Raw genomic sequence first — 10,677 nt, forward strand, 5'->3', positions numbered from 1 at the left:
TTTATAAGGCATACTCGTTTTTACAAACTTCTTCTGCATTATCTAGTTTTGAGGGAATGATTCCTCAATTAAATAGTCTGGCAGCAATGGCGAGAAGGTCACACCCGTTCCCATACCGAACACGGAAGTTAAGCTTCTCAGCGCCGATGGTAGTTGGGACACGCGTCCCTGTGAGAGTAGGACGTTGCCAGGCATATCTTAGAACAACTCATTATTGGGTTGTTCTTTTTGTTATGTGGAGAAACTAATTTGTTTTTAGATGATTAGGGCCTTATTCAAGCGGCTCTAAGTACGTCTCACAGATTGTTTATCCTTTTGAAGGCTAGCCATAAATATTATTTATGGAAAACAATCAAATAACGGTATTTTATTAATCGCTGTTTATACCGTACTATTTAGTTAAGGAAACACATGACTAATAGGAGGGGTAAACGTGGATAAACGAAATTATGATGTAGTTGTAGTTGGGGCAGGGAATGCAGCTTTGTGTGCAGCGATTGCGGCAAAGGAAAATGGTGCTGAAGTACTTGTTTTAGAGCGCGGGCCAGTAGAAAAGCGCGGAGGAAATTCATTTTTTACAGATGGAGCGATTCGTGTTGCTTACAATAAGTTAGAAAACATAAGAAGAATAATAACTGATATAACGGATGAGGAAGCAGAAAAGATCGTAATGCCTGAATACACTCAATCTGACTTTTATAATGATCTAATGCGAGTAACAGACGGAAATAGTGATCCTGTACTAGCAAATCAGCTTATTGCTAAATCTTATGAAACACTTTCATGGATAAGTAATCATGGAATTAAATTTGAATTAAATTACGAAAATCAATCCTTCGTACAAGATGGTAAACGTCACTTTTGGGGTGGACTTCCAATAAAAACTGAAGATAAGGGCGTTGGTTTAATAAAAAGGCTCTTTGATCGAGCAGAAAAAATCGGGATTGATATCTGGTATAATTCGCGGGCAATTGAGTTAGTAACTGATAATGAAAATATTACTGGCATTAAAATAGAACAAATCGAGAAAGTGACTACAATCAATACGTCTAGTGTAATTTTAGCTTGTGGTAGTTTTGAAGCGAACAAAAAAATGAGAATTGAACATCTAGGAGAAGAATGGGAATCCGCGATTGTAAGAGGGACTGAATATAATACTGGAGACGGAATAACTATGGCTTTAGCAGTTGGTGCGCAAAAATATGGTGAGTGGAATGGCTGTCACTCGATTGGAACAGATTATAATGCTCCTAAATTTGGTGACTTTAACAAGCCTGGTGATATATTTAAAAAATCTTCATTTCCTCTTGGTCTTTTGATTAATAATGAGGGAAATAGATTTGTAGACGAAGGGGCAGATTTTCGGAACTACACATATGCAAAATATGGCCGCGAAGTCTTAAAACAGCCTGGTCATTCTGCTTTCCAACTTTTTGATGCTCAAGTACGTCCGATGCTTAGAAAGGAATACAATCTAGAAGAAGCCACTTATTATAAAGCGGATAGTCTTGAAGAATTAGCAGAATTGATGTCAGTTGATAAAGAACAATTTTTAAAAACGATAACAGAATTTAATGCGGCAGTTCAAGAAGGAGACTATAATCCAACAGTGAAGGACGGAAAAGGAACAGTTGAAATTATTCCGCCAAAAACAAACTGGGCATTACGAATCGACCAAGCTCCTTTTTATGCATATCCAGTTACTTGTGGTATTACCTTTGCTTTTGGCGGATTACATGTAAATCCAGAAGGAGAGGTCTTAAACCAAGAAGGAAGACCTATAGCTGGGTTATTCGCTGCTGGTGAAATGGTCGGTGGCATCTTCTACAAAAATTATCCAGGTGGATCAGGATTAATGTCAGGAGCCGTTTTTGGAAAATTAGCTGGTACATCAGCTGCCAATTATTCTAAAGAAAAGATAAGTATTTCATAAATCACAATAAAAAAGCATCTGCCATGCCTCAGGCAGATGCTTCTATTAAATATAAAGACTGTACTTAAATGATTAACTTCTACCCTTTAAATTCATTTTCCATAAACTCAACAAATGCCTTAACAATGTTTAATTCTAATGAATCTTTGTGGTAGAACATCCATGTCTTACGGACAATGGGGTTGCCGTCAATGGTTGTAATATCCGTTTTATAAACATCATTGACATCATTTAAAATCAGGCTTGGCAGGATTGCATAGCCTAATCCATTAACAACCATTTTTTTGCAAGTATCCACTTTATCGACTTCTATACTGACAAGCGGTGGTTGGGTGAAATGTTCAGACCACCAATTATTGATGGAATTCTTCAACAGTGGGTCAGTATGATAATCGATTCTTGGTAAGTTAGGGAGGTTATGTATATCTATTTTTTCTTTAGAAGCGATACAAATGGTCTCTTCAAATAATAAATGTTTGTGATCTTTCCAGCTGAAATCTCCTTTAACAATACCAATATGGACATCTTGATTGTAAATTAAATGGGCGATATGACTGCTAAAGCCAGTCGTTACTTTGAATTCAATAGTAGGATAACGTTCTTTGAATAGCTTTAATAGGTTAGGAAGCATGTAATCAGTAAAAAAGGTAGAGACACCTAATCTTAATGTTCCTGCTACATTGTCCTCCATATTAAGAACATTTTCCTTAATTTTTTGTATGTTTAGAAGCATTTCATGCGCACTTTTCGCTAAATACTCTCCTTGTGGGGTAAATTGAACTCCACGTCTGCCTCGATTGACAATTTTTATCCCAAATTCCTTTTCTAATTGCTGTAAGCGGTTTGTCAAAGCTGGTTGAGAAATATACAAATGTTGAGCAGCCTTTGTAATGTTTTTTTCTTTATAGAGGGTTTGTAACACCATCCAATCTCGTTCATCCAAACTTATAACCACCATTTCTACCATTAATATTATTTATGGATAATGATAATATTTTAATATTTTAACTATTTCTAAAATTATACTATATTTGGTTTAAAAAGCAAAGATGACAAAATCACTTTATCTTAATGAAAGAAGGATCCTGAATGGAAAAACATAATCATTTTTTTCAATTTGTTTGGTTTGTAATAGTAAGTGGGCTAGGTGGATTTTTCCTCTCGTTAACAGATCTCCCGATTGGATGGATGATTGGGACGCTCCTTACGGCAGCTTTTCTTTCTATACTTCGTCCGAATTTTTTGCATTTACTCTATACTCAAAATGGAATTCCAAAATATTGGTTATACATTGGACAATGTATCTTAGGAATTGAATTAGGCCAGAAAGTGAATACTTCCGTTCTATCCATTTTTAGAGAAAATTGGTCAACGATTATCATCATGCTTCTTTTATCAATCTTTTTTTCTTTACTATCGGGTATTGTTTTATGGAAGTTCAGTAAATTGGATATGTTAACAAGTTTTTTTGCTACTGCACCTGGCGGGCTTTCCTCAATCCCTGGTATTGCAGAAGAAGTTGGCGCAAATACTGGTGTTGTAAGTATTATTCAGGCAATGCGTGTATTTTTAGTTATCATTACGACCCCTGTCATGATCTCTTTCTTGTTCGGTCATTCTGACTATCACCATGCAGTTGCGGCGACAGAATCATCATCAACATTTGAAGGAGCGCAACTTGCTTTGACCATTTTATTTGTGTTTATAGCGTGGATTGGCTATCATATCGGGAAATTTTTGAAGTTTCCAGCTCCATGGCTGATTGGAGGGATGATTAGTGTTGCGGCAGTTAAATCCTCTGGATCTGTTCTTATTGGATTTGATCTTGTAGCTTGGTGGCCTCATAGTTTAATCATCATATCGCAAATTTTTATTGGGGCAAGCATTGGCTCGCGTTTTAATAAAAATATGTTTATCGGATTAAACCGAACTTTGATCGTTTCATTTTTAGGGACAATCGGCTTAATTGTAACAGTGTTTATCTGTGCGTACTTTGTATCAATTTTTACTAATATAACATTTCTGACTGCAGGTTTAGCATTTGCACCTGGTGGAATTGCAGAAATGACAACAACAGCTCTCGTTTTGAATGGTGACGCTACATTTGTCGTAGCGGTACAAGTGCTCAGGGTCGTCACTGTCTGTATTACCCTTCCTCCTTTTTTTCGATTTTTAAAATACCTAGAAGTCAAAAAGAAATCTCACACTAATCTATCCGCATAGGTTTTAGGGTATAATGATTTTATCAGCTATGTGCCGGAAAATAAATTTAAGGGTGATGGTCGTGTGTCCTTTTTATTATGAAAAAGACAAAAAGAATGAAGAAGCCATTTCATATTATGTAAAATCAAATGAAAAAACGGAAGAAAAAGATAGTGAATTATTAGCATTTAATATAAGAGAAATAATTCACCAATCATCACCAGAGGTTCACGATATTGTCTTTTTATGCATAGGTTCGGACCGATATGTGGGTGATTCATTAGGTCCATTAGTAGGAACGATGCTAAAAGAACGCCAAGTTCCTTTTCGTGTATATGGAACATTGGAAGAACCTGTACATGCATTTAACTTAAAAGGAATATTGAAGGAGATCAATAAACAATTTAAAAAGCCGTTAGTTATTAGTATCGATGCCTCCATCGGTACTAAAGAACAAGTTGGTCATGTGATGTTTAAAGAAGGACCTTTAACTCCTGGGAAAGCCCTTGAAAAGATGCTCCCAGAAGTAGGAGATTACCATTTCGTTGGGTTTGTAAATTATATAGATCCTTTACCAACTTCTCAATTTTTAAATGACACCCGCTTATATACGGTTATGAATCTTGCAAAAACAATTGTAAAAGTAATTACTAAAATTAGGGTAAATGATGATAAAGAGCGTTAGAAAATATCTTTTTTTGTTTCATATATTGATAAAAAATAGAGCCTTCCCGAATCGGTTTCGTAACTAATTTGGGAGGCTCAATTTTTATTATCGAATCTATTGGAGATCTAACAATGAAATGAAGTATTAGCTGATTGCACTTGTTAAAAAGGCAACAGCAATAATGACTAAAGAACAAAGGAGAGTCCATTTAAACGCATAACGTTGAAATTCTCCGATATCTGTTTTCACCATCCCTACTAATAAAAGAGTGGATGCTACAAGTGGGCTTAGAAAATGTACAGGTTGCCCTAATACAGATGCTCTTGCAATTTCTAAAGGACTTACCCCATAGGCCGCTCCTGCTTCCGCTAGAATTGGTAAAACTCCAAAGTAATAAGCGTCGTTGGATAATACGAAAGTAAATGGCATGCTAGTTAGGGCAACGACAAGTGGGAAGAAGGAACCTACAGATTCTGGAATGATTGATACTAATGCATGTGAAATAGCATCTACCATTTTTGTTCCAGAAAAAATTCCTGAGAAGATACCGGCAGCAAACACTAGAATAACAACTGTTAAAGCATTTCCTGAGTGTGACAAAATACGTTCTTTTTGCTGCTCAAAATTTGGATAGTTAATCATGGCCGCGAGTACAAATCCAATTAGAAATAAGATTGGAGCTGAAATTAACCCCATGACCAAAACTACCATGATCGCTATTGTTAAAATAAAGTTTACCCATCTTAATTTAGGGCGCTTAATATCCTCTTGTAGGGCATAAGCGGCAGCTGCTTCACTTAATTGTAATGATTGTTGTGGAATTTCCTCAACATTGATCACACCAATTCTTGCTCTTTCCTTTTTTCCAAGAACAAAAGCGATAAAAAGAATACATCCCATTCCTGATAACATTGTAGGTAATAGTGGGAGGAAAAATTCATTCGAATCAAGGCCTAAAGAAGCAACGGCTCTTGTAGCTGGTCCTCCCCAAGGCGTCATCCCACTCATGATACTGACAGAGAGTAAAGAAATAGTTGCGAGAATAAGAGGGTTCATACCAATTCGAAGATAAAGCGCTAACATAGCAGAAATGGTAATCATGTGAGTTGTCGTTCCATCGCCATCTAATGCTACTGTCATAGCAATAATTGCGGTTCCGATCGCGATTTTAACTGGATCACCCTTAACAAATTTCATCATGTTATTGATTAATGGATCAAATAAGCCTGCATCAATTAAAATTCCGAAAAATAAAATCGCAAACAGGAGTAAGGCAGCTGAAGGAGCAACCTCTTTTAAACCATCTAACATCATACCACCGAGCTCTAAACCAAATCCACCAATTACTGCAAAAACTATTGGTACAATGACAAGTGCTGTAACTGGAGATAATTTTTTTGCCATAATCAGATAAGTAAATAAGACAACCATTGAAATTCCTAAAAAAGTAAGAATATGAATCCCCTCCTATAAAAGAAATCGCTTACAAATAACTAAAATTTGATTACTGCAAATATTGAGAAAACTGTTTCAAGAAATATTTCTTAGTTTTACAATATAACACACGTATAAATAAGTAAAATATATAATTTTTATCTAATTTCTAAAAAAAAACTTATAATCCATAAAATAAAAAGAGGAATATTTCTCATTCCTCTCTAAATTAGCTATAAAGAATTTGAATGTTCATTTAAAAAATCTATGAAACTTTTTACAGTAGAAAGCTTTAATGAATCCTGATTATACATTAACCATGTATATCTATAAACTGGTTCACCACCCTTATAGGATAGTTCGTAGATTTGTAGGTTATCTAAAGGTTCTAGACAAATTTGAGGTACGATCGCAATACCCAGATCGTTTTTGACCATTTCTTTACATGTTTCTAGTCGGTCCGTTTCCATCATAATAAACGGTGGTTCTGAGTATCGGTCATGCCACCAGCCATTAATAGAAGATTTTAGAGAACTATCTGTTTTGTAATTAATTAATGGAAGTTTAGGTAAATTCGCCATATTTATTTCCTTTTTAGAAATTAAACATAGCTTTTCTTTATGTAATAATGCTTTTTTTCCATACCATTCGTAATCTCCACGTAGTATGCCTAAATGCACAGTATCGGTATTAAGAAGATTTAAAATATCGGTACTCCAACCTGTATTAATGTTAAATTGTACATTTGGGAATTTAGTTGAAAACTTTTTTAATATCCTTGGTAACTTATATTGTGCAAAGTTACTTGAAACTCCAATTCTTAACGTTCCTCTTACCTCATCTTGCATATTGATCATATTGTCTTTTGTTGATTGCAGCTTTTTGATCATTTCTTCAGCATACTCTACTAAATGCAAGCCTTCTGAAGTAAACTCAATGCCTCCTTTTATTCTAAAAAATAATCTTGTTCCAAACTCCGTTTCTAAATTTTTAAGTCTGTAAGTTAATGCCGGTTGGGAGATATATAAACGTTCTGATGCACGGCTAATATTTTTCTCTTGATATAAAATTCGAATCGCATTCCAGTCTTTTTCATCCATAAGTTCATCCCCAATCAACTGATTATAAGTTTTTTTTTGTATTTTTCTAATAAAATATCTATTTTACTTATGATATCACATAACTTACTATATTTTTAAAAGCAACGATACTTTTTGAAAAGTGAATAAGAAAAGGGGTTTTTTAGATGAAAGTGCCTGTTGTTGTGATGCGTGGAGGAACTAGCAAAGGTGTGTTTTTTAATTTTGATGATATGCCATCAGATCGTTCGCTTTGGGATGAATTTATGTTAGATATAATGGGAAGTCCAGATAGCAGACAAATTGACGGACTTGGTGGGGCCAATTCATTAACGAGTAAAGCAGCAATTATCAAAAAGTCGGGTTTTGAAGGTATTGACGTAGAATACACCTTCGCACAAGTTAGTATTGAAAATCAATTGGTTGATTTCAAAGGAAACTGCGGGAATATTTCTTCTGCGGTAGGTCCATATGCAATTGAACAAGGTCTAGTACCAGCAATTGAGCCAATTACAACTGTTAGAATCTTTAATACAAATACTCAAAAAGTAATCATTTCTGAGGTAGAGGTTGAGAACGGTCAAGTAAAAACAGATGGAATGTGTTCAATTCCAGGTGTTCCAGGAACAGGTTCTCCTATCTATCTATCATTCACTAATGCTGAAGGTGCAGTAACAGGAAAACTATTTCCAACCGGAAACTCTATTGATGTCATTCAAACACCTAGAGGTCCGATAAATGTATCGATAATTGATGTTGCTAATCCATTAGTTTTTATTCATGCACATGATGTTGGCCTTAAAGGGACTGAACTTCCACATGAATTTACACCAGAAAAACTAACTGAATTAGAAGAAATCAGATCGATTGCAGCCGAAATGTGCCAATTTGCTACGAAAGAAGAAGCAACAAAAAAATCACCTGCTGTTCCTAAATTAACGATTATTGCTCCTCCTATGGATTATATTGATGTAACAGGAGTGGAGAGAAAAACTGAAAATATGGACTGTACAATAAGAATGATGTCTATGCAAAAACCACATCAAGCACTTGCGATTACAGGTGCGATCTGTACAACTGCAGGTGCATTTTTAAATGATACAATCTTATCCGATACTATTAATGTAAAACAAGAAGTTATCCGATTAGCACATCCTGCTGGAATCATGGAAACAAAGGTTGATTTAATTGCAGGAAATATTACCGCAATTAAGGTAGTAAGAACAGCACGTGTGATTTTGGAAGGATATGCATATACAAAGAAAAATTACGAGTATATATCTAAGTTAGCGTAAATTATATAAGTAAATGTTTTACTAAATGAGGTATCTGGAAAGGCTAACTGAGTCAGTCTGTGACTGGTTTTTAATAGTATTATACCGTCATGCCAGTATTAGCTGGCCATGGGGAAAAAAAGGGGTCAGGCCCCCACTACGTTAAGCATTATTGTAGTGGGGACCTGACCCCTTTTCAATGGAATAATTTTATATCCACTGGAATATCTAAATGACTTACGCCCATTCTATTGCTACTTGGAGGGTGGACTTTTATTGTTATTAGTAATAGTACACATTCACAAATGACAGCGTTTACTTATTGCATAAATCGAAAATGTAGGAGGGGAATTCTCATGAAGAAGATAGCCCATATTATATCTCATTCCCACTGGGACAGGGAGTGGTATTTACCCTTTGAGAAACACCGCTATTACTTTATCAAGCTGATGAATAACATAATCGATAAGTTTGAACAGGAAGGAAATCAATTTCAATCGTTTCATCTGGATGGACAAACGGTTCTGTTAGAGGATTATTTCTCTGTTCACCCAGAAAACCGTGAAAAAGTTAAACAATCACCAGCCGCTGCAAAAAAACGATTCCTGAGGCAATCGAAACCGCATCCGCCCTTTATCCCGATTATACATTTAAGCATTCAAGTTTTGACGAATATACAGACGCTTTAAAAAAGGTACTTCCAGAGAAGTTGCAAGTCATTGAAGGGGAGTTGCGCAATCAGCGGACAGACGGATGGTCCACTCTCGTCAATACGGCTTCTGCCCGTATTTACTTAAAGCAATGGAATAACCGCTGTCAAACTCTTTTGGAAAAAATAGCGGAGCCTTTAGCGGCTTTTGGTTATTTAGCAAACGGAACTTACCCGCGCGAATATATTCGCTTTATGTGGAAATCCCTTTTGAAAAATCACCCACATGACAGTATTTGCGGCTGCAGTGTCGATGAGGTCCACCGTGAAATGGTCACGAGATTTGAAAGAGTTTCACAAATGGGAGAGGTATTTGTACAAGAACAGGCAGCAGAACTTGCTCTTACGGTTGATACCACCAAAACACCGGATGGGGGAATTCCGCTTGTTGTCATGAATACAACGGGATGGAACAAAAACGAAGTAGTGACAAAATTAGTCGATCTTGAAAAAGTGTATTTTTCACAAATGCACTTTGAAGAAATTCCTGCCTATTTGAAGGATAAAGAAATGCCGGCCTACAAGCTGGTTGATGATCAAGGCCAGACCGTCGAATTTCAACTCGTAAGCCCGACTGTCGAATTCGGTTACGATCTGCCAGACGACAAGTTCCGCCAGCCGTTTTTTGCGAAGCGGGCAACTCTATCATTCTATGCAGAGGAGATTCCATCCTTCGGTTACAAGACCTATTATCTTGTTCCGGATGTTCACTCGTTGGTGCAACAACAGGTAAAAGCCCCTGTTAACGACTTGGAAATGGAAAGTGAATTTGTGCATTTACTGTTCCATGAAGATGGCACGTATGATGTAACGGATAAAAAAACCGGTGAGGCCTTCCAGCGTCTCGGTATATACGAAGACACAGGCGATGTCGGGAACGAATATATGTTCAAGGAAGCGAAGGGTTATTCCGCCATCACAACAAAAGGGATACCAGCGGAATTTACCTTATTGGAAAGAAGTGCCCTGCGTACAGTCCTTGAGTTTAAGCACACGTTAACGATTCCAGTTTCGGCGGACGAGCGATTACTTCAAAAGCAAGGGAGTGTTATCTCAAAAAAGTTTTGAGGAAATGAACAGTCCATAAAAAAAAAGAAAAACTTTCTGTTGCATAAGTAAATCGAAGATGATATTATAAGGAAGTTGCTTTTAACGGCTGTCAAATTCGTTGAAAGTGAGAACAAAAAAATTAAAATATTATATTGACATAGCAATAGAGATTCGATATAATAATAAATGTCGCTTCTGACATGATAGATTGTTCTTTGAAAACTAAACAAACAAAAACGTCAACAAACAAACAAAAAATATCGTGTTTCTTCTATTAATATGGAGAACATGAGCCAACGTAACAAAATGAGCTAATCAACTTTCTTGGA

The 10,677-nt window shown here is 36.1% G+C and carries 9 protein-coding genes and 1 rRNA gene; 7 read left to right on the forward strand and 3 right to left on the reverse strand.

Annotation, left to right across the window (positions count from 1 at the left end; genetic code table 11):
- Positions 1–76 precede the first annotated feature (76 nt).
- A 5S ribosomal RNA gene (gene rrf, locus J7E66_RS27950) occupies positions 77–193 on the forward strand.
- Positions 194–418: 225 nt separating this feature from the next.
- Complete coding sequence (gene tcuA / locus J7E66_RS27955) at positions 419–1,933, forward strand: FAD-dependent tricarballylate dehydrogenase TcuA (protein ID WP_215006346.1); 1,515 nt, start codon at positions 419–421, stop codon at positions 1,931–1,933.
- A gap of 79 nt (positions 1,934–2,012) precedes the next feature.
- Here the strand turns inward: tcuA and J7E66_RS27960 are convergent, their stop codons facing one another.
- Complete coding sequence (locus J7E66_RS27960) at positions 2,013–2,876, reverse strand: LysR family transcriptional regulator (protein WP_215006328.1); 864 nt, start codon at positions 2,874–2,876, stop codon at positions 2,013–2,015.
- A 146-nt stretch (positions 2,877–3,022) separates the two neighbouring features.
- Between J7E66_RS27960 and J7E66_RS27965 the strand changes: the two genes are divergently transcribed.
- Positions 3,023–4,156, forward strand: coding sequence for an AbrB family transcriptional regulator (locus tag J7E66_RS27965; RefSeq protein ID WP_215006331.1), 1,134 nt, complete (start codon positions 3,023–3,025; stop codon positions 4,154–4,156).
- A gap of 61 nt (positions 4,157–4,217) precedes the next feature.
- The gene (yyaC, locus tag J7E66_RS27970; RefSeq protein ID WP_308162612.1) at positions 4,218–4,820 is read left to right on the forward strand and encodes a spore protease YyaC; all 603 of its coding nucleotides are present in this window, start codon (positions 4,218–4,220) and stop codon (positions 4,818–4,820) included.
- 126 nt (positions 4,821–4,946) lie between these two features.
- Here yyaC and J7E66_RS27975 read toward each other — a convergent pair whose 3' ends face one another.
- A complete protein-coding gene (locus J7E66_RS27975; RefSeq protein ID WP_214719105.1) occupies positions 4,947–6,257 on the reverse strand; it encodes a CitMHS family transporter in 1,311 nt (436 codons plus the stop codon).
- Positions 6,258–6,469: 212 nt separating this feature from the next.
- The gene (locus J7E66_RS27980; RefSeq protein WP_215006333.1) at positions 6,470–7,336 is read right to left on the reverse strand and encodes a LysR family transcriptional regulator; all 867 of its coding nucleotides are present in this window, start codon (positions 7,334–7,336) and stop codon (positions 6,470–6,472) included.
- Between the two features lie 146 nt (positions 7,337–7,482).
- On the opposite strand from J7E66_RS27980, the gene J7E66_RS27985 reads away from it, so the two are divergent.
- The 3 genes from J7E66_RS27985 (at position 7,483) to J7E66_RS27995 (ending at position 10,366) form a co-directional block, all read left to right on the forward strand.
- Positions 7,483–8,610 carry a 2-methylaconitate cis-trans isomerase PrpF family protein gene (locus tag J7E66_RS27985; RefSeq protein WP_215006336.1) on the forward strand — a complete coding sequence of 376 codons (1,128 nt, stop codon included), beginning with the start codon at positions 7,483–7,485 and terminating at the stop codon, positions 8,608–8,610.
- Positions 8,611–8,945: 335 nt separating this feature from the next.
- Positions 8,946–9,278, forward strand: a complete 333-nt coding sequence (locus tag J7E66_RS27990; protein WP_215006340.1) for a polysaccharide deacetylase family protein — start codon at positions 8,946–8,948, stop codon at positions 9,276–9,278.
- A 41-nt stretch (positions 9,279–9,319) separates the two neighbouring features.
- Positions 9,320–10,366: an alpha-mannosidase gene (locus J7E66_RS27995; RefSeq protein WP_215006343.1), complete on the forward strand. Its 1,047-nt coding sequence runs from the start codon at positions 9,320–9,322 to the stop codon at positions 10,364–10,366.
- Positions 10,367–10,677: the final 311 nt, after the last annotated feature.

It is taken from the genome of Bacillus sp. ISL-7 (genome assembly GCF_018613065.1).